The sequence below is a fragment of the Haloarcula sp. H-hyl2 genome, from assembly GCF_056934385.1.
Genome location: NZ_JBRIIJ010000003.1, coordinates 242,505 through 263,028 on the forward strand (window position 1 = coordinate 242,505; position 20,524 = coordinate 263,028).

Annotated in this window: 11 protein-coding genes; 6 read left to right on the forward strand and 5 right to left on the reverse strand. The window is 61.6% G+C overall.

Annotation, left to right across the window (positions count from 1 at the left end):
* Positions 1–132 precede the first annotated feature (132 nt).
* The gene (locus Hhyl2_RS18485; protein ID WP_483552271.1) at positions 133–4,362 is read left to right on the forward strand and encodes a pentapeptide repeat-containing protein; all 4,230 of its coding nucleotides are present in this window, start codon (positions 133–135) and stop codon (positions 4,360–4,362) included.
* Between the two features lie 22 nt (positions 4,363–4,384).
* On the opposite strand, the gene Hhyl2_RS18490 is transcribed toward Hhyl2_RS18485, so the two are convergent.
* The gene (locus Hhyl2_RS18490; RefSeq protein ID WP_483552272.1) at positions 4,385–4,918 is read right to left on the reverse strand and encodes a phosphate-starvation-inducible PsiE family protein; all 534 of its coding nucleotides are present in this window, start codon (positions 4,916–4,918) and stop codon (positions 4,385–4,387) included.
* Between the two features lie 178 nt (positions 4,919–5,096).
* Between Hhyl2_RS18490 and Hhyl2_RS18495 the strand changes: the two genes are divergently transcribed.
* Genes Hhyl2_RS18495 through Hhyl2_RS18515 form a run of 5 tightly spaced genes read left to right on the forward strand, consistent with a single transcriptional unit; the run spans position 5,097 to position 12,420 of the window.
* Positions 5,097–6,209: a hypothetical protein gene (locus tag Hhyl2_RS18495; protein ID WP_483552273.1), complete on the forward strand. Its 1,113-nt coding sequence runs from the start codon at positions 5,097–5,099 to the stop codon at positions 6,207–6,209.
* A gap of 5 nt (positions 6,210–6,214) precedes the next feature.
* Positions 6,215–7,279, forward strand: a complete 1,065-nt coding sequence (locus Hhyl2_RS18500; protein ID WP_483552274.1) for a hypothetical protein — start codon at positions 6,215–6,217, stop codon at positions 7,277–7,279.
* 3 nt (positions 7,280–7,282) lie between these two features.
* Positions 7,283–7,912 (forward strand): hypothetical protein, encoded by a 630-nt coding sequence (locus Hhyl2_RS18505; RefSeq protein WP_483552275.1) that lies wholly within the window; start codon positions 7,283–7,285, stop codon positions 7,910–7,912.
* Positions 7,909–9,540, forward strand: coding sequence for an ATP-binding protein (locus Hhyl2_RS18510; RefSeq protein WP_483552276.1), 1,632 nt, complete (start codon positions 7,909–7,911; stop codon positions 9,538–9,540). Before Hhyl2_RS18505 ends, Hhyl2_RS18510 begins: the two co-directional genes overlap by 4 nt.
* A 6-nt stretch (positions 9,541–9,546) precedes the next feature.
* The gene (locus Hhyl2_RS18515) at positions 9,547–12,420 is read left to right on the forward strand and encodes a hypothetical protein (protein ID WP_483552277.1); all 2,874 of its coding nucleotides are present in this window, start codon (positions 9,547–9,549) and stop codon (positions 12,418–12,420) included.
* On the opposite strand, the gene Hhyl2_RS18520 is transcribed toward Hhyl2_RS18515, so the two are convergent.
* Genes Hhyl2_RS18520 through Hhyl2_RS18535 form a run of 4 tightly spaced genes read right to left on the reverse strand, consistent with a single transcriptional unit; the run spans position 12,383 to position 20,523 of the window.
* A complete protein-coding gene (locus tag Hhyl2_RS18520; protein ID WP_483552278.1) occupies positions 12,383–15,070 on the reverse strand; it encodes a COG1361 family protein in 2,688 nt (895 codons plus the stop codon). The two genes, Hhyl2_RS18515 and Hhyl2_RS18520, sit on opposite strands and share 38 nt — an antisense overlap.
* Positions 15,063–16,109: a hypothetical protein gene (locus Hhyl2_RS18525; RefSeq protein WP_483552279.1), complete on the reverse strand. Its 1,047-nt coding sequence runs from the start codon at positions 16,107–16,109 to the stop codon at positions 15,063–15,065. Before Hhyl2_RS18525 ends, Hhyl2_RS18520 begins: the two co-directional genes overlap by 8 nt.
* 2 nt (positions 16,110–16,111) lie before the next feature.
* The gene (locus Hhyl2_RS18530) at positions 16,112–19,288 is read right to left on the reverse strand and encodes a hypothetical protein (RefSeq protein WP_483552280.1); all 3,177 of its coding nucleotides are present in this window, start codon (positions 19,286–19,288) and stop codon (positions 16,112–16,114) included.
* A 5-nt stretch (positions 19,289–19,293) separates the two neighbouring features.
* Positions 19,294–20,523 carry an FtsZ/tubulin family protein gene (locus tag Hhyl2_RS18535; RefSeq protein WP_483552281.1) on the reverse strand — a complete coding sequence of 410 codons (1,230 nt, stop codon included), beginning with the start codon at positions 20,521–20,523 and terminating at the stop codon, positions 19,294–19,296.
* Position 20,524 lies beyond the last annotated feature (1 nt).

Consider the following 20,524-nt stretch of genomic DNA (forward strand, 5'->3'; position numbering starts at 1 on the left):
ATTTATCGAGAAATCTGACTGTTCGGCCGGTAGAACTTTATTCCACAAGTAGAGTTGCTATTTTACATTTTGAAGACTGGTAACTCACCACAGGTATAAATTCATCCGAACGGACACGTACGAACGTTCCACATGCCGGGTGAGTGTCAATTCCGACTGGAGGAACAGGACGTTCAGTCCACTTCTGGGAGTGATGGACTGAATGGCGGGTGGAGCTGTCACCGCGAGGCCCATCCCGACCAACCGTTCTGTTTCTTTCACCTTCCAGTCGACACACGGGCCGAGCTAGATATCGATCCCTCTACCGTCTCGGATCGGTTCCGAGCAGTCGCGGAGGCGTCGGGTGAACGAGCCAAACAGCTGATCGGGGCACGTTTCGACACGGTCCACCTGGGCAACGAGATTCTGGAGGCGGCCGACAAACACCCACTCGATCTCCGACACGCGACGTTCGATGGAACACTCGATCTGACCAACGCGGAGGTACAACAGCAGCTAGACCTTCGGGGTGCGACGATCCAATCGTTGGCCCTCTCGGAAGCGACTCTTTGTCAGCCCTCGGATTTTTCCGGGGTGACGATCCACGGCGAAACGAACCTCGTGGGGACTGTCTTCGAGAGTGACGTCGACTTCGTCGGCGCCCAGTTCGACGGTGAGGTCGATTTCCGTGAGGCCCGGTTCCACGGCGATACGTGTCTCAGGCGGACCCGGTTCGGCGCCGTCGCCACGTTTGACGGGGTCGAGTTCAGCGGCGATGCTAACCTCATGGACGACGACGCCTGCTTCGAATACGCCACTTTCACCCACTCCGTCTCCTTTACTAAGGCGTCGTTCCGATACGCGGACTTCGTCGGCTGTGAGTTCCAGTCGGACGCGAACTTCGACGAGGCCGAGTTCACCAGTGATGCCGAGTTCGCGGAGGCGGTGTTCCGGAGTAAAGCGTCCTTCCGCGGGAGCGAGTTCGTCGGCGGTGCCAACGTTCTCATGGACGACGCCGATTTCGAGAACGCTGTCTTCGAGGGAGATGTCGACTTCGAATCGGCCGAGTTCTCGCATGCCAACTTCGGAGACACACGGTTCGAATCCACTGCGAAGTTCGATGGTGTCTCGTTTACAGAAGCCACCGAGTTCCCCGGTGCTCACTTCCAGGCGGACGCCGTGTTCTCCGAGGTCCGCTTCGACCACGACGCCGATTTCTCGGACGTGACCATCGACGGGGCTGCTCGGTTCCCCGGCGCGGAGTTCACGGGGGGAGATAACATCAAATCCGAGGATGCAAACTTCGAAGCTGCTGTCTTTGGAGGGCATCTGAATCTCAGGAACGCGGTGTTCCGGGCGGTCCGATTCGAAGCGGTGGCGTTCGACACTGTCGACTTCCACTCCACACGGTTCGGTCGTGATGCCGTCTTCGACAGTGCGACGTTCTCCGGGTTCTCGGAGTTCGACGAGGCGCGGTTCGACGGCGATACGTCGTTCGAGGGGGTCGAATTCGCTGCGGACGTCTCATTCGATGGTGTCGAGTTCAGCGGCCAGGACAACGTCGCCGACGAGGACATCACGTTCGCTGACGCGACGTTCGGGGGGTCCGCTACCTTCCAGCGCGCCGAATTCGGCTTTGCCGATATCCGGCGACTCTCCGCGGCAGGGCCAATGACCTTCGAGGACTGCCGATTCCACGAAGAGGTTCACTTCGACGCGTCGACGGTCGAATCCGTTTCCTTCTCCGAGTCCCGTTTCGGTGACGACGTCTCGTTCACGGACGTCTCCTTCGAAGGCGAAGCGGTCTTCCGGGGTGTGGAGTTTGAGGGGGGTGACAACGTCGACGACGAGGACGTCACCTTCCGTGGGAGTCGGTTCGAGGAGCCTGTGGATTTCCTAGGTGGGGAGTTCAGGTATTGTGACCTCTCGGGCGTGACGTTCGAATCCCCTGTCTCGTTCGAGCGGACTGCCTTCTCGGGCGACGCCGTGTTCAGCGAGGTTGCCTTCGAGGACGATGCTGCATTCATAGAGAGCGTGTTCGACGACGACGCTCTCTTCGACGAGACTGTCTTCGAATCGGATGTCAGTTTCCGGGGGGCGGAGTTCAATGGTGGGGCCAACGTAGAGACGGACGACCTGACCTTCGAGGCGGCCTCTTTCAAAGGGGAGGCGGAGTTCGAACACGTGTGGTTCCAGTACGCGAATTTCCGGGACGTCGTCTTCCGTGACGATGCGGTGTTCTCCGAGACCACGTTCAGAGCCGAAGCAGTGTTCGAACTCACGACCTTCGAAGGCAGATGTGTCTTCGACGAAGGTCGGTTCCAGGACGATACGACGTTCGAGGGCTGTACGTTCGACGGTGCGGCCAGTTTCCGTGGTGTCGAGTTCCACGGTGGTGACAACATCAGGGACGACGACGTGACCTTCGCGGAATCGAATTTCGGTGCCACCGTCGACTTCGAACGCGCGGTGTTCGAGTACGCGAACTTCTCCTCGGCTACCTTCGAGGGAACTGCAAACTTCGAGGCCGCACAGTTCAATCGAGAAGGTAACTTTACCGACTGTGTGTTCGATTCGTCGGCCCAGTTCGTCGAGGTCCGGTTCGAGCACGACGCCGATTTCTTGCGCACCGTGTTCAGAGACGACGTCTCCTTCATCGGTGTCGAATTCGAGGGAGGCTATCACGAGGACGACGATGCCGCGTTCGGGTCCGTGGTCTTCGAAGGGCCGGCGGACTTCTCCGAAATCGAATTCCGCCAGGCGGGATTCGACGACGCGCACTTCGAGGACTCGGCAACCTTCCACCGCTCAGAATTCGGAACCGCACACTTCGAGAACGCCCGCTGGGAGTCCACGCTAGACATCTCGTATACGCGGTTCTACGAACCGGCCACCTTCGAAGGTGCGACCTTCGACGGCCCGGTCGATGCTGACGAGATTCGATTCGAGAGTGACGCCTGTTTCGAAGATACCGAGTTCGCCGAGAGCGCCTCCTTTCGCGGCGCCGAGTTCGAGGGCGGTGCACATACTGTCGACGACGCGGATTTCGAAGCCGCGTCGTTTGGCGGCAGTGTGGACTTCAAGATGGCGGAGTTCCGGTTCGCGAACTTCATGAGCTGTACCTTCGCAGAGAACGTCCTCTTCCAGCGGGCGATATTCCGCGACAAGGGGATGTTCCAGAACGCGTCCTTTCACTCTTCGGCCGTGTTCTCACGGGCCAGGTTCAGCGAAGAGGCGGACTTCTCTAGCTGCCGGTTCGACGACGAGGCTCACTTCGACGAGATCAAGTTCACGAAAGACACGACGTTCGCCGACGCCACGTTCTGTGGCGATGCGACCTTCCGGGCGACTGAGTTCGAGGGCAGTGCGAATATGCACAACGACGACGCGAGTTTCGAGGGTGCTCAGTTCCTCCAGGCGGCGGATTTCGACAAGGCGTCGTTCCTCTACGCGAACTTCAGTGACACCACGTTCGGGGAGTGTGGGATCTTCACCGGTGTCGAGTTCGCCAATTCTGTGGTCTTCCGTCCACAGCCCGCGGATACCGAGACACTCGTCGATTTCAGTGCGGCGTGTATCCACGGCGGCACCCTGGCCCAACCACAGGATGGTGACGTCTTCTACGACTGCACTCGGGCGGAGGTCCACGACGTCAGTTTAGACGATAGCTACTGTACCCATGGCCTGTTCAATCACTTCCTGTTCTGTAATACCGACTTCCACGAGTTCGACTTCACCGCTCACAAGGAGTATCTCGCCCGGAACAACTGGCAGATCCACACCTTCGCCGCGAACGAGTACGGCGAGACGGATTACGAGACCACGAACTTCAGCCCCGCGACACTGGAGAACACGTATCTGAAAGCGAAAAACTGTGCCAGCGACTTCGGTGATCGGAAGGCGGCAGCCGAGTTCTTCATCAAGGAGATGCTCTACCGACGGCACAAGAACTGGGAGGCTGCGTTCACTCGCGAGGAGTCTGTCTCGGTCCCCAATCGCGTACGAGCACTGGGCAAGTGGTTCGGCAACAACGTCCTCCATCAGACCTGTGGTTACGGCGAGCGGTTGTGGCGTGTCGTCTACGTCTCCGCTGTCGCAGTCGTTCTCTGGGGACTCCTCTATGCCTTCGTCTCGAAAGGTACCACCGAGAGCAACGGCCTCGCCTCGGCAGGGACCAATATGTCGACCCTGCTCTCACCCGAGGGATTGCTCATCCTCGGTCAGAATATGTACTTCAGTATGGTAACGTTCACGACGTTGGGATACGGTGACATCCAGCCAGTCGGTGCCACCGCCCGAACCCTCGCTGGGCTAGAAGCGTTCTTCGGAGCGCTTCTGGTAGCGCTCGTGGTCTTCGTGCTAGGCCGACGTGTCGCGTGGTGACCGGATTCCCATCTCGGTGGTCTCATCCACCACCGCTGATGTCGTCGGGTTCTTCTTCGCCGGCGGAAAAGATATTGAACGCCGTCTCTTGCTGTATCCGGTGGATGAGATAGAAAGAGAGGACGACGATGAGGAGCAGGAAGCCGTAGGCGAGGGCACTGATCAGTGCGTCGCCCTGGGTCGCGTATTTGCCTGTCCTGAAACTGATTATCTTCCGCGCCATCGCGATGATTCCGACGTTCAGGACTATCGGCAGGATGTTGAGATCCTCGACGTACGCGATGACCGTTCGATAGATCTCGACGATGATCATCAACAACAGGGCCGTATCGATGAGTTTGATGACGACGTCCGGGTCGGTGTAGGTGCCGGTGACGATCATCTGGTACATCTTCAGTGCGAGGTCGTAGACACCGATGGTGAACAACCCGACCATGATGAAGGCTGTCAGGAGTTCGAGGACGTCCATCAGCAGTTCCGAGCCCGAGCCCGCCCGGATGAGAAGATCCTCGAACGACGTCTCCCTCTGTGACGACTCTGTCTCGTCGTTTGACATTGACAGGCGCAGTTTTATGACAGATGTGTAAAAGGGCTTGTGCCGGGTACCGATAGCTCTCACACCGCCGCGGATCGGGCGGTCGAAACCCCTGGCTACGCCGGTTCTATCGAGTAATATCAGATTCGTCATCCGTTTACGGGACAACATTTACTATCCAACGCGTCGATTACCAGATATGATTCGATCCGTGGATGAGGAGGCCTTACAGGACATCTGTCGAGACTTGGCACTCGACAACTACGGGTTTCTCTACGTCAACGACCACAAGGAGGAGATCAAGACCGAGTACGAGGGGGCGGATACCGGCTTGACCTCGGCGAGTAGCCTCTCGCAATCGGACATCGAAGAGGCGCTGGAGTCGGTCGCTGACGACGATATCTCCGTGTTCCAGCGGCTTCGGAGTGGTGTCTACTACTACGACCCCTTCGAGACTCGGGATGGCAGCAAGGTGAGCGACGAACTCAAGAGCATCTTCACGTACGATCTGGTGGTCAACAAACAGACTATCGAGTCGCGGTTCGATATCGCACCGACAGACGTGGAGTTCTTCGCCGAGGAGTTCGAGAGCGAGGACTACATCAGACGTATCACCGCCGGAGAACGGGATTACTACGTCAGCGGTCCCCGACTGAAAGACGAGACGTCGGGTGATGCGAGTGTCGATACCAGACTCCAGGAAGAGGCCAAACACGGGACGATATCGCATGCTGACCTCGAAACAGTCATCGACGTCGCGGCGACGAACGACGTCATCAGGTTCCTGGAAAAGAACGACTTCATCGTGGATCTGGACGGTGAGTATCTCGTCAAGAGTGCGATGGACGCCTACGCGGCACACCTGGCGGCAGCGGTCGCGGACGACGCCGTCGCGGAGTTCGGCGACTTCGGTGTCCTCCCGCTGTCGGAGTTCGATCAGATCCTCGAGAACGAGATCACGGAACGGTTCGACGTGCTCGTCCACCTCGACCGATCGGATACGAGTACGTTCCTGGATCTGATCCGGGACGCTGTCGTCGAGGACAAGAACCTCGACCGCCGACGGGACCTCGTCATCCACCCGGAACTGTTCGATCCGTTCGTCGACCGGCAAGCCGAACAGCTACGGACGGATCTGGAGAGCGACCACGAACTCCCGACCCCGAGTTCGTATCACTCGAAAGGCGATCCGCAGATCGAAGAGATCACCGTCAGCGATTCCGATCGGGTCAACCAGCACGTCAGAGATGCCGTCGAAACTCGCTTCGACGAACTCGTCTCGGAACGGTTCGATATCGACACTGATAGCTAACAGCCATGCCACAGACATACACCGATTTCAGTCCAGTCGAGCAGGACGGCCAGCGCTACATCATCGGACAGCCCACGAACCAACACGACGAACCAGTCAGGTTCTCCGGGGAGCTAGAGGAGACGAGCGGGCTGGATGCGACGTTCAGGGACGTGATCAAGGCACTCATACAGCAAGACCTCTCTGACGCCCTCAATCTCGAAGCCGACAGTGGTGGAAGTATCTCTCGACAAGAGGCTATCCGGACGCTCCTGGATGCAGAGAACTCGCCAGTCGTCGTCGAGTCCGAGGCACAGGCTGAGGCGATCATCGACTACTTCATCGAGAACGGTATCCTGAACGAGAACGGGTCCGAGGTGGTCATCCTCTCGGACCCGGAATCGCTGGCCGATATCGCGGCAGAAGGGGGTGATTCCGACGAGGATACGGCGATGTTGCTGAACTGGATGTCGGCTATCGAAGGCTGTACCACGAAGATCCAGGAGACGATCGATACCGTCGAGGAGGTCGAAGATGAGCTCCGCCAGCAGATGGGCCAGATAGACGTCTCTCAGAAGATGGAGGAGTACGAACGCAAGCAAAAGGAGGTGGCCCAGCGGATCATGAATCTCACGAACGGTGGTGAAATCGACCAGTCCGACCTGAGTCAGTCCGAGCAAGCCGAGTACGAGCGTCTGGAACACCGGCTGTTCCACCTGGAATCGATGATCGACTCTGTTAGCAGCGGGAGTGATCTCGACCAGGAGATACAGAAGATGACCAACGAGCTTTCGATGCACGTCCAGAACCTGGACGATACGCAGGGCTCGCTCGAAGTCCAGCTCGAACGGCTCAGGAAGGTCTACCAGGTCAACGAGCACATCAACTACGAGGACGCCAAGGAGATGGCCGAACACCTCTCCAGTGTCGCATCGGCCGTCGCCGGGGTCGCAGACGCACAGGAGCGAGCCGAAAACGAAGACACCATCGGGCTGGCATCGTCGCTCGTCGAAGGGCTGGGAGAGTCGGAGTCGCTGCAGCAGGAGTCCAGTCCAGACGTCGAATCGACCGGCTACGAACAGGGTACTTGAGGGATGCACGCCCAGTCGCTCGTGGGGAGCGTCCGGACCCTAGATCGTCGCGCGGATCGTGTCCTCGACCAGCGGAGTCTCGAACCCGCGTGGCTGCGTCGGGTCGGCTTGGCGCAACTCTCGACACTGGGTGCCATCGACACGCTCGTCAACGTCGGGGTCCCGCTCCCCGTGACCGAGTCGGCGGCTCATCCGGCCGACGACCTTCTGGAGACGCTCCTGGAGACGCTCTACGAGGACGGGGCGATCGAACTCTCGATGCTCGATCACCGAACGCGTGAGCGGGTGACCGACACCGAGCGGGTCACCGTTGTGGGGTCGTACCTGCTGATCCCGCTCGAGGACGGCTACAACTGGCAGCAGGTCTGTTCCCATCTGATCGAGCGGTTCGACCTGACGGCCTCGAGGTGCGAGCGCGTACTCGCCAGAGCAGAGACGATGTCCGGAGCCCCCGTCGCGAGGCGAACCTGGCAGAGCACGGTCGAAACGATCGCGGAGACACGTGCGCTACTCGAGACCCAGTTGGCCCGACAGGAACGGTTGCGGCGTCTCTACACGCGGCCGGCCGACGGGCCGGTCGAGTTCGCGGACTGGACGTTAGACCAACTCGCCAACGTGAGGACCGAACCATGAGTATGTTGAACCTCGATCCGATAACCAAGTCAGACCGACCGACCTCCCACATCACAATCCAGAAGCGGAAAGTTGGGTCGTCGACGATACTGGCCGCGGAGCATCAGAACACGAAGGCCTACTTCTACCCCGATGCCCAGCAGGAGGTGATGAGCAGCGACCTCCAGAACACAGTCTACCTCCACGAGAACGCGGCGGAGGTGTTCGGGGGGATCAGTCACGGGGTTCCATTCCGGATCCAGACCGACGTCGACGTGAGTGAGGTACCTGTCTGTGAGTCGGCGACACTGCACGTCGACAACGGGGCGACGGACCGACTCCGGACCCACCTCAAGAGGAATCGGTTCCTCCTCCACAGGGGCATCGAGGAGGTTGCGGACCTCGGCGGGTCGCTCGTCTCGTTCGACGTCGTCGAACTGGAGCCGTACAACTACACGACGCTGGTGGTGACCGACGGGACAGACATCGAATTCGTCGACGCGAGCGAGGCCGAGAAACGGTCGACACCCGACGGCCCTGGAGGGAGTGGCATGCCGGGTACTGGCGGCGGGCGGCCGGGCGGTGGCCAACCGGGCGAGGCCGGCGAGATGGACGTCGATATCGACGTCTCGCCGGAGAAACCGACCGTGAGCTTCGAGGACGACGTCGCGGGGCTGGACTCGGTCAAGGAGACGGCACGGATGCTCCTGGCGCTGTTCGACCCCGACACGAAAGAGCGCGTGACAGAGCTCTACGGCGAGCGGTTCGCTGCTCGTGGCGGCAGTATGCTTCTCTACGGCCCGCCTGGCTGTGGGAAGACGCTGGTCTCGGAGGCTATCGCCTACGAAGCGGCCAACAACACCAACATCGAGGAGGAGTACGGCGAAGTCCAGTTCCTCCCGGTCAAAGGTGGCGACATCCTCTCTCGGTACCCCGGTGAAGCGGAACGGCGTGTCGAGGCCGTCTTCGACGAAGCACACAGCGTCGCACAGAACGGTTTCGCGGTCCTGTTCTTCGACGAGATCGAGACACTGATCCCGGATCGGAGTGACGACGACCTGCAGCGACACGAACGGTCGCTGACGAACGCCTTCCTCCAGGAGATGGGGACCGACAAGATCGAGGACAACCTCCTGGTCATCGGTGCGACGAACATGCCGTTCACTATCGACCCGGCGGCCAGTCGGCGGTTCCCGGTCCAACAGTTCATCCCGCAACCGGACGAGGATGTAATGGCGCAGGTCTGGGAGAAGGAACTCGCCGAACTCGAGACGGCCAACGGCGGGATAGATATCGATTACGAACGATTGGCGGCGGAGTCGGTCGGCTACACCCCGGCGGAGATCGCCGATCGCGTTCTCGGGACAGAGCTTCAGCGTGACCTGGTTCGAAGTGTGATCGACGACGACAGAGAGCCCGTCACACCCGATAACGACTACTTCCTCGAACGGCTCTCCGAACAGCACCCGAAGACGGTCAGACAGTTCGTCACGAGTGTCAGAGACGAGGCCGACGCGCTGGAGGGGTACCCGGAGATGCGTGACTACGTCCACGAACAGGCCGACCGTCTGGATATCCGCATGGGATCGCTGTTCCAGGACCTCCAGGCGTTCGACGGCGACTCCGACGACGGGGACCCGGAGGCGTAGGTGCAGATGGGGCTGGTGGAAGACACCGACACGTTCGTCGAGGCGCGCACGTTCTCGCTGGGACCGTCCGTCCTCTTGACGGCAGACGAATCTGTCGTCGTCGTCGGGACACCGAAGGGCCGTATCGAAGTGGTGTCGAGTGACGGGGAGTCGACGACCTTCTCGACCGCAGGAACGCTCTCCGGAATCGCGGTCGACCAGTACGTGTTCTGCCTCGTCGACGAAGCGGTGATCGCGTACACGACGAGCGGTATCGAACTGTGGACCACGCCGGTCGGGGCCGTTGAGGCGATGGCAGCGGTCGGGGCGGCCGGTATCGTAGCCTGTTTCATGACGGACGGACGGATCGTCGGGCTCGATACAGAGACCGGGTCGGAGCTGTTCGACGTCGACCGTCCCCACAGCGACGTCGGATCGATCGAAGCGGTCGACGGCGGCACGGACCGAATGGCGGTTGCCGCGTGGTCGTTCGTGACCGTCCTGGACGGCAGTGGCTCGGTCGTGCTCGACGAGAACATGCACGGCGCAGTCGAGTCGGTCGCTGTCGTCGGGGAGGGTATCGGTGTGCTGTTACAGGACGGTTCGATCAACTACGTCTCGATCCCCGAGGGGGAGGTCGTCTGGGCTGATTCTGACCGGGTGAACGACTTCACGTCACTGGGGAGCGATGCACTGGTCACGACCGATGGGGAACGCCTCCAGCACGTGGACGAACACGGTGGCGTCGACCCGCTCTCCGTACCGGGTGGCGACGCCGTGGTTGCGTCGGGTGATCGGAACCTGCTCGTGACCGCGACCGAGGAGTCACAGACACTCTACAGGAAGGGACAACCTCCGGCCGAGGCCCTGGCGGTCACACTCGGGGATACCGAGATCGCTGCCGGCGAGTCACTGACTCTCGACGTGGAGAACACCGGTCCGGTCCCGGTCGAAACGCAGGTCGAACTCCGCCTGTCACCTGCAGATGCCATCCGGTTGGCGGGGACCGCCGAACAAGTCTCTCTCTCTCCCGGCGACTCGGTCGAGACAGCCTACCCGGTTCGGGAGGTGTCCAGCGAGGACCCCGTCACCGTCGAGGTGCTGGTCGATTCGGCGGTCGTTCTCTCGGGTCGGATCACCCCTCTCTCCCCACCCGATCCCGACCAACTTGTGGACGTCTCGGCGTCGGTCGAGACGGTCCGAGACGGGACAGCGGTCGTCGCCGTCGAGATAGCGAACGCCGGGGACTCCGCAACGACTGTCAGTTCTGCGGGCGAACAGGTAACAGTCCCGCCGGGCGGGAGTGAGACGATCGAACGAGACCTCTCTCTGGATGGGGACCCCGAACTCACGTTCGAAGCGACGGTTGAGGACGAGTCATTCGAGATGACAGTTACGCCCTCGCTCCCGGACTCGCTCCCGTCAATCGAACTGACGACGACTGACGGGGACCGACCGTACCTGGACGTGATCGTCGAGAACACGGTCGATGCCGGACTGGAAGACACGCTGGAGGTCGCTACGTCCGACGGCGCGGTGGAACTGGAACGGTCCATCTCACTCGACCCGGGGGCCGTGCTCAAACTGGCCGTCCCCCTCGCAGGTCCGCAGGTCGACGGTGGTATCGAAGTCATCGCGGGACTCGAGGGGCTGGGTGTCTCTAGCAGACGTGACGTTCCGGCGTCAGCCTGGGACTACTCCCCGGAGGATGCCACGTCCCGTCCACAGGCACCGGTGGGCAGCACAGTCGAGCGGTCGTCGTCCTCACCGGTGGCAGGGACGGACTCGGCGACGGCCGACACCACCGACGACCAGCGACTCCGGATCGAGAGAACCGTTCCGGAGTCCGTGCGGCGGGGCGAACGGTTCACGGAAGAGATCAGCCTGCACAACGACGGTGCGACTCCGCTCACCGATCTCACTGTCTCGTTCGACGAGTCGACCGAACGTATCGAGCAACTCCACCCGGACGAACGCATCGTCCTCGACCGGCACCACGCTGTCTTCGAGGACGGGTCAGTGACCCTCGATGGCGGGACAGTCTCGACGGCAGAGGCGACACAGCAACTCCCCGAGCGAACGGTCGCTGTCGAACCCCCGACACTCGGTCTCGAAGTCGGTCTCGACCCTGCCGACCCGGAGAGCCGCGCACTGTTTCGCTGTCACAACGAGAGCGACGGGCCGGTGACAATCGAGGTCCTCGCTCTCACGCCCGATGGCGAGGAGGCACGCGTCTGGAAACAAGATACTCCTCGGACACTCGACCCGGGGGAGTCCGGGACCTTCGAGGAGACACTCGAGGTGACTCCGGACGGAATCGACACACCCGTGACTGCCGGTGTTCGGGTGCGAACCCGAGATGGTGGCACGGACCGTTTCGTCACATTGGCCGCTGGGTCCCCGACTGCGCAGGCGGCAGCATCGGCCGAGAGCACCGGCGGTGACGTCATCTCACTGGCAGCAGAGACACAGTCCCCGCCAGTCGTCGACCGACACAGTGCGGTGGAGTGTTCACTCACTGCCGGAGCCGATATCCAAGACGTGACGATCGAAGCCCACGGTGACCTCCTCTCGTCGCTCCTCTCGACCGGTCAGCGGAACGTCGGGACGGTCCAGGCGGGCGAGACGTTCGACTACGTCGTCGATATCGAACCGACGTCTGCGGGGTCAGCGTCGTTCAGACTCGACGTCGCTGGGCGGGGTCCGAGCGGTCAGATCGACCGTAGTTACGAGGTCAGCGGTTCGGTGTCTACTGGTACGGAGTCGGCTGCTCCGGCGGAATGGCAAGTCCAGCGTGCTGACGACGGGGCAGAGACCGACAGGCCTGCAGACGAGGGTGGGCCGAAACACCCTCGCCACCTCGTCACGACGTTTCACCGGACAGCAGGAAGTCCCCGCTGACCGCTGCCGTCGATTCCTGTATGTAGGTGTAGATGGCACGGGCCTCGAAGACCACCAGGAGTACGAACAGGAGTCCGATCACGCCTGCCAGGGCGCGCGAGAGGAGTCGTGCCCTGTCCATGGTCTGTGTGAACGCCGCCCGTTCGGACCTGGCTGCCGCCGCTTGACTCGCTGCACCCGCCTGTGCGAACTGCCGATCGGCATCGGAGTACGCCTGGGTCACACTCGCCCGGCGGGACTCGATCCGATCACGGGATCCGATCCAGTAGACCGGCTGGCCACCGATCGTGAGCAGCGTCGACGAGGTGAGGTTAGCCTCGGCCTGCCGAGCACGCTGGAGGTTCGCGTTCCCGTCACTGACGAGTGTCGAGTACTCCTCGAACGCGGTCTCCGATCGGTTCTCTAACGTGGCCGCCTCCTGGCGGTTGCCGGCCAGCGCAGCCAGTTGTGAGAGCTGTCTGAGTGTCTGTGCACGTTCGAGCTTAGTCGTCTCGTTCGCGGCTAGCCGCTCGCGATAGTATGATCGCTGTTCGTCCAGTAGCGCTGTCAGTATCTCGTTGGACGCGCTCGCCGACCGCCGTATCTGGTCACGGATACCGGGTGTCTGGACCCGCTGGGATGCGATCTCGATCGTGTTGTAGGTAGCGGCAGCCCGGGTCAGCGATCGCTGTGCAGCGCTGTGGTTCCCGGCCTCCATCTGTGTCCGGGCGGCAGAGGCTTCCTGCAGGAACAGGACTGTACTGCGCCCGGCGGCGCTGACTGTCGTCACGTCCTGTTTGGCCTGCTGGGAACTGTTGGATCGAAGTCTCGACGCGAGGCCCTCCATCACACGCGCCATGTTGCTCGCCGCGACCGTCCGCCGATCAGATCCCTGACTTTCGACCGAACCCAGCGAGTCGACGGTCGCACTGAAATCTATTGGCCGCGGCGTCGCGGTGATGGTGAGGACCTCCGAATCGATGTTCGATCCGGAGATGCGGTATCGCCAGGTGTACTGCGTGAAGAACTCGGCCCGCGTGTCGAACGTGACCACTGTGACGAACGGGGCGGACTCGCCGGCCGAGAGCGACGACGGTTGCTCCGTGACGGTGAGCCACCCTTCGTCGGGTCCTTCGACCCGTTCGATCTGGAGATCCTGTACGTCCTTGTAGCCCAGTCGCTCGCTGATATCTGTGCTTCGTGTGACCGACCGGGTCGCGACCACTCTGCCGAACGAGATGTCGGTCCGGTCGACAGCGAGTTCGGTATCGTGCGTGACGGAGACGGTCGACGAGACCGACTCCCGACCAGGCTGGCGAGCCTTGACGGAGACGTCGAGCGTTCTGTCACCCTCGCTCGCACTCGCGTCTGCGGTCACCGTCACCTGGATCGTTGCGGTCGACTGCGGAGGAATCTCGTTGGGGATATCCGTGGTCCGGGCCTGCAGGCTCCCGTCGGCTATCGACGCCGTGGCACCGGTGATCTCCATCGATCTGTCGCCGCCGTTCCGGACCTCCACAGGGACGGTGTGGGTAAACTCCTGGGCCTGTGTCCGTGGCTCGTCGAAGTTGATATTGCTATCCGGAGCGTCGATCGACTCGTAGTATGGCGGATAGATAACGCGGGCCTCGAAATCGATCGTGGTCCCGACTCCGTTTGCATTCTGTGGCTGGAACTCCGCTTCCCACTCCAGTTCCTCGTGTTGATCAGCGTTGTCGTCGGCAGTTATGGTCACGGTTCCATCCGATGACCCACCGGCGTTGATGTACCCGCTCAGACCATTGAGGGCGATTTCTCCTTCGGTATCCCGGTCGTCGAACCGGACGTTGATCCCCTGAACGTCGGAGTACCCCCCGTCCTCCTCGATCGTGTACGTGGTTCTGACCGACTCACCGACCATGACGTCGCCGAGGTCTATCGACTGCTCGGGCGAACCCAGGACCGGCGGTTTGAACACGTCGACGGTCACCTGGATGGTCTGGCTCTTGCCGGTCGAATCCGTGACGACGACGCCGAACCTGTGTGTGCCCGCGGAGATCGAGTCCGTGGCGGAGATCTCCATAGCGATCGCGTCGCTGTCGTCTGCCCCGATCTGATCGGGGACATCCATGCTGACCGAGAGGTCGTTCGGCACGTTCGCGGTCCGTGCCGAGATGCCGGTCATCCGGCCATCACCGGTGTTCTCGATCTCGATGTCCAGGTCGGTCGATTCGGTCCGGTCACCGCGGAACGTCAGGTCGGTCTGTTCGGAGGGCAAAGGCCCGAACCGCGGTTCCAGGACGGCCACGTCGACTCGTAATTGCTCCGAGTGGGTAGTTCCCGGTCCACGGATGGTCGGCCGAACGTAGTACGACCCTTCGGGCGTCCCGTCCTGTGCCGTCACCTCGTATCTGACGGTGTACGTCTGCCCGGCGGTTACTGTCCGGGAAGACCTGGTCTCTAACCTGAAGGTGAGGTCACCGCCAGCCTGCACGTCCCTGGTCGGTGTCACTCTGGCGACGCCGTTCCCCTGGGCCGTGTAGGTGAACGCGAGGGTCGTCGAGTCGCTGTCGCTCTCTGCGGCCTGTAGCTCGAGCGACCCACTGGTGGCTGCCGTCGCGACACCGGTTGCCAGCAACAAACCGAGAACGAGGACGAGACGGGCGGCCGTTCGACGGGACGGTCTACTCATGGAGCATCGCCCCCAGTAGGATCGAGTCACCGTGTGCAGCCGCTTCAATGTCCCGTCGCCAGATGCTCAACCGCCACGCGACGACTGCACCCAACAGCCCGACGATGACGGTGTACCCTACGATGACGACGGCGCTGGCGACGGCCAGTCGTGACTGTGTCGTCGCCACTTCGGACTGGAGTTCCGTGAGTTGCGTCGACCGCTCCTGGAGACCATGCTTGTTCGCGAGCGAGAGTGCTTCTCGCGTCCGCCGTTCGGCGTCCCGGGACGCTTGGTACTGCGTGAAGAGACTGAGTTTGTACGTCGAGATAGCACTCCCGAGCGCTCCACAGCCGTCGCAATCCTCGAGGAACGACTCCGCGGCCGTCGCCGAATCGTTGAGGTCCTCGACGTCGCTCTCGTAGGTCTTCTCGACGCTGTCGACGCGGATCAGAACCTGTGAGTACCGATCTGTGACACCGGCGCGTTTGTACGATCGCGCTGCCTTCCGGAGTGTCGCGATTCGCCGTGGGGTCTTCGACTGTGACTCGGCTGCCGACTGAAGCCGCTGGCCAGTTCTAGCGTAGAACCGCTCCAACGCCACGTCGGCCAGGACCGCGTACTGTTCACCCCGGTCGACCGTCCGGAGCCTCCGGCTGATGGCGCTCGTCTCGTTGGCCCGCTCTATCGCAGCGTCGTAGGACCCGTTCTGGTTCTGGGCGTAGCCCGACCGGAAGGTCACAAGCAACCGGTACACCAACTCCATCCGGCGTCGCTCTGTCTGACTGAACGTACCGATCTGGACGGCCTGAACCGCCTGAGATCGGATTATCTCGAACTCGCTGTATTGGGTGAAGGCCTCGGTCCCGTTCAATCCGCGCAACGCAGTGAGGAACTCCGTGGCGGACTCGGGCGTGGGTGCCCCCTCCGTCTGTGCTGCCGTCGGTCCCTGACCCGTGATCGCCGAGTCGGCTGTCCCGGTCGACGTGTCCGCAGCCCCCACGACCGGAACTGCCAGTACCAGCGCGGCTATCGCCACCGTAGTGATCTGTGCGTTCATGCTTAGTAGACGGTCTCCTCCATCCGTGCTCTGAGTTGATCGTGTTCGAACAGCCCCTCGACGGCGTCGAGTAACGCCTCGGCGATTGCGATCAGTGTCGCCTGTTCGACTGCCGAGACACCGCTGCTATCCCTGACCATCGTTCGAACTCCTTCCCACATCTCCCGGGCTGGACTGACCTCGGAGACCTGACTGACGCCCGCGGAGATCCGCTCGTCGACTGCGTCCAACCGATCGACGATGACGCCACGCTGTTGACCGACGTCCTGTCGTGCGAGCGTCGCGATGCGCTCGACACTGATCTCTCCCTGCCACTCGACCCTGGTCTCTTCGAGCGTCGCACACGCAGAGAACAGGTCAACGTTCCGTTTGGAGGCCATGACCTCGTCGACGGTCGCGCTGGCAGTCTCGGTGGCTTCCAGTAGACCGGCGACGACATCGGCCGCGTCGGCGGACGCAGTGAACACCTCGTAGCCGGAGTCGGGAACGGACTCGACCGTGTTCACCGCCGACGTGAGGACACTGGCGTAATATTTCGGGATCGCAACGTCGCGGCGCTTGACCGCGCCTATGTCGTCGATCCGTGACCGGACGGAACGCATCCGCTCTCTGTCCGCCGACGAGAGGTCGTACGAGAACTCGATCGGGACCGTCTCACGTGTTGTCTCCCCATCTCGGATCTGGACCCGGACAGGCGTCGCCTGGAACTGCTCGGGTCGATCCGCCAGGTCGACCGTGAGTTCGTATTCCCCGATGGGGACGTCTTCGAAGACCACGCTGCCATCCGCGTCGGTCTCGGCTCGGAAGCGCTCCGAGTCCCCCTGGCGGGCGAGTCTCGTGGACACACCGTCGACACCCTGCCCGTCGACTGTGACAGTCGCTGCGACGGTACCGACGAGTCGTCGGAGCCGCAATTTCGTGCCCTCGTTGCCCGCGAGGTCCGTCTCCCAGGTCTCCTCCTCGTACTCTGGGTGACTCGCCGTGATACGGAGGGTAGATGCTGTGAGGGGTACTTGTTCGCTCCACTCCCCGTTCGCGTCGGTCGAGGCAGACTCGCCCTGCCCATCGACTCGGACCGACAGATCGACCCCGCTAATGGGGTCACCGGAGTCCTGATCGACAGTCTCGATTTCGACACTCCTCGCCGGGAACGTCAGAGTGGTACTGTCACCACTCCTGGACTGATTTCTGTCCAGACGCTGTTTGCTAGTGACCTGCAACCTACCCCTCGCGGTTTCACCAGCGAACGACGCCGTTGCAGTCCAGGCACCGTCGGGAAGGCTGACCGTTCCATTGCCCCCCGTTATCTGGGCGATCTCTTGCTCTCCACGGTTGTTTTGGAGTCTGACATCAATCGTCTCGGTGATTGGTGCCCCCGTCTTATCGGCGATGCTGATGTTACAGGTAAACGTCGGATTGGTGTAGGTGTACCCGTCCGTCTGTCCGCTGCCTGCTGTGCTTGGTCCGGCACTGATGATGTAGGCACCCACGACAGACATCGCAGCCAGGAACCCATAGAGGAAGGGGGACAGCGACGCTGGATTCTGGGTAATCGGAGCCGCCAGGGCTGACAAATCCCCCTCTGACAGTACGGATTGTCCGACAAGATATAGCACGATGACCAACACCTCCATCGCCACAGCGAACGCGATGGGTATCGGACTCGTGATCGATTCGCGTTTCATGGCTTGGTCCCATACGACGAACGTCACCAATCCACTCACAATTGTAAAGACGACGAACACCAGAAACTCGGAAGTGTTCTGACTGATCCCCCATCCGAAGAACCCGCCGAAGGGAATAGCGGCAATCAATAGCGCGAGTGCAGTCGGTGCTGGCGATTCCAGATGGGTTTTCCCTACATACCAACTCACGCCAAAGGTCGTGACTCCGAGAACACCTGCCAGAATGAACACGATGTTGTCGGTGAGGACGCCCCCAGAACTGCCAGAGCCGCTGTCATCCAGTTGACCGGCAGAACTGTTCTGGACCGCTCCGTCCCCACCACTACCGTTCGCCGTGACTTCGATCACACGCGCGTCTTCCCCTGTCACGACGACCGCAGTGAACGACGCCGCTGTCTGGAGCGGCGTCCCACTGACGTTCAACTGCCCGCCCTGGAGGATTTCGGACCCGTATCTGGTCAGGTTCCCGTCTCGCTGGACCCACACCGCTGTGGCACTCGCGGGGAATCCCGTCGCGGTCTCTACGACACCCGTCGATCTGTTCAGACTGCCAGTAGTGGTCGTCTCCCCAGCATCCCGCTGCAGGTGGTGGTCGTCGTTGGAACTGTTGAACACCACCTTGCCGTCCGGTGTCCGGAGGACCACCGCCGGTTCGGATGCGTGGAGCAGTTCGCCCGGCAGCGTCAGCGCACTGCTCCCGTCGACACGCGTGGCCGGGAGCGTATTCCCGAAGGTTCCGGTCGGCGCCGTCGTTCTGACGACGACGGAGTACCGGTCTTCCGGGACGAGCAACGGGTGTCTGAGACGTACCGCCTCCGACCCCAGGACGAGCGTCGCGTTCACTCCCTCGCGAGGATCGACAGTATAGGTCGCCATCGTATTGTCCGGCAGGACCCTGAACTCTATCTTACCGTAGACCGACACGTTCGTCCGGAAGTCCGACAGCGGAACGCGGACGCTGCTATCGTTGTAGGTCCCGGGTACCCTCTCGCCGGCGTCCGAACCCCCGACGAAGACCGGGACCGTCGAACCGTTCGGAACGCCCGTGACGGTCCCACTATCGACCGGTAACACCACGTCGGTCCCGTCCAACGTGCCCGTACCGGCGGCTTCGAGGTATCTGAGGTCGGCACTTCTTCCGGTTCCGTTTCCGGTGACGGTAACGACGACCCGTGCGTTCGTGAGGTTACTGGTCCGAGCACTGAGGTCGCCAGCATCTATCGTCCTCTCGATACTGTCACCCTCCTCGAACTGGTGCTTGAAGTCGGCTACTTCGACCCCGTTGATAGACACGGTCACCGTCTGGTTGCCGGTAACGTTGTACGGCCCGCTCTCGACAGTCACTGCCCCCGTCGTCGCGTTCTGCTGGACGGAGACCGAGGGCGCCGCTGTAGCCGACCCTGCGACGACGGACAGGCAGAGCACAGTCACCACGACGAGGGCGACTCTGTAGAGGAGGGCGCTGGGATACCCATGGTGTGTTGGCTCCGGCATCCGAGTCAGCCCCCGTTGTCAGAGAGGTATTCGTCGAGATTTCGCTGGATGGTCCTGAACTTCTCCGCGGTGAACTCCTCGGCGGAACTATCCAGATCCGTCGAGAGTCCGTACTCCGTCGCCTGGTCCATGATCTTCTCGAACTTGGGACGGGACTGCTCTAACAACGGTTCGAGGTCGAAGCCGCCGAACAGCAGCAGGACGTCGACTGTCTCTTCCTGGCGCTGGACACCGGTCAACGTGGGCATCCGATGGACGACGTCGTTGTATCCGTTCTCGGCCAGCCAACCCTGGAGCGCTTCCTCGACTTTCGCCTCCGTGTACTGGTCCGTGTCGATGAGACGCTCTGGTGCTCTGACGACCGCATAGACCACTTTCGACGTCGTCGGATCCGCGGGGACGAAAGTGTTGTCCGCGGCCTTGTCGAACATCAGGTCCAGGTCGAACATCGACGGCTGTTCCATCGCGACCGCCGGTGTGAAATGATACGAGTCGAGTCGTGACGGCCAGGTTATCAGGTCCGACACGTCGACGACACTGTGTGTCTGGCGGCCGGCGCCGATTATCATGTCTACCGCCTGGATTGCGTTTCTGTTGACCGTCTCGTGTCTATCCTCGGCGTTCTCGGCCAGGTCCTCGTCGTTGATGATGTGTGAGTTCGAGATCAGGAGGACCATGTCCGCGTTCTGTGTGCCATCGTACCATCGCAGCAGCCGTGAGAGGCCACTGACAGCGTTGAAGTGCCGCTGTCCCCCCTCGAAATCGTACGGCCAGGCCGCGAGAGCGACGTGGATGGTGTTCTCGAGGGCGGCAGTCGGTGGATTGTCCTTGATGCTCTTGATGAGGTAGGGGACAGATCCGTTCCCGGTGCCGCCTCCGAGGGTCGTCATGTAGAGGAACGAGTCGGCGACGTCGATACCACTCTGGGTGATCATCTCCAAGATGCGGTCCTCGTCCTCCTGTGCACACTGTTCGCCCCCCGGAAAGTAGTTCCCGACGCCATCCAGTGTGCCAAAGAGGTGGGTGTGGTCGCTCCGGATGTCCTCGATATCGTACTGGCTCTGTTCGATCCGATTGATCGTGTTCCGGATGTCGGCCCTGTTCGTGTTCAGGACCATCACCCGGTCCTCGATGCCAGGGTTCTCCGCCCTAGTGAAGTACGTCGATGCGATACGTCCACCACCCTCACCGGAGGCGAGGACGGCCCAGCGAGTGAATTTGTTCGATTCAGACATA